2 protein-coding genes are annotated in these 629 nt (G+C 60.4%); both read left to right on the forward strand.

The genetic code is table 11. The annotated features are described in order from the left end of the window. Positions 1 to 218: hypothetical protein (locus tag JK635_RS28430; RefSeq protein WP_202654408.1), on the forward strand; the 218-nt coding region annotated here is incomplete at its 5' end. 29 nt (positions 219 to 247) lie between these two features. Beyond that, the coding region (locus JK635_RS28435; protein WP_202654409.1) for a DNA-processing protein DprA at positions 248 to 629 on the forward strand (382 nt) is incomplete at its 3' end.

Consider the following 629-nt stretch of genomic DNA (forward strand, 5'->3'; position numbering starts at 1 on the left):
TCGTCGAGGAAAACGTGATGCCGCTCGACTCGATCCCCAGGCACATTGGCCTGGCGGCCCACGACATCGAGATGCTGGCCGGCTTGTCGGAAGGGTACTTCCAGGGCAAGCCCAAGGTTGTGCAGCTGGCTCGGTTACGTTCAGTGCGCAGCAGCGCGGACGCACCGGTTGCCACGGGCAGCAACGTCGTGCCGATTCAATTTTCGCCGAAGCGTTGACCGGCGCGTCTATGGAGATCAGTCAAGCGATGAATGACATTGACGCAGTACTGAGCAACAAACCGATTTCCCCGTCCCGGGAGATGGCGGCGTACGAGGCGTTGTGGGCGCATCAAAAAGCTACGTTCAAGACGATCGCTGAATGCTTCCGCGATAGTCCGAATGCGATGCCCTCCGAGCTGGTCTCGGAAGAGGAAATTGACACGGCGCTACGGCGGGTGCGAGACCAGATCGCGCACGCGAAGATTCACGACTTTGGTGTGCGTGTGCATGGCGCGGAAGACTACCCCTATCGGCTGCGCGATGCCGCGCATCCCGTGGAACTTTTGTACTACCGAGGCTGGTGGGATCTGATCGACTCGCCTAAACGGATCGCTATCGTTGGCTCGCGCAGCGTCTCCGACGACGGCC

Origin of the sequence: Neobacillus paridis (assembly GCF_016765675.1) — a bacterium.
Taxonomy (GTDB): Bacteria; Bacillota; Bacilli; order Bacillales; family Cytobacillaceae; genus Neobacillus; species Neobacillus paridis.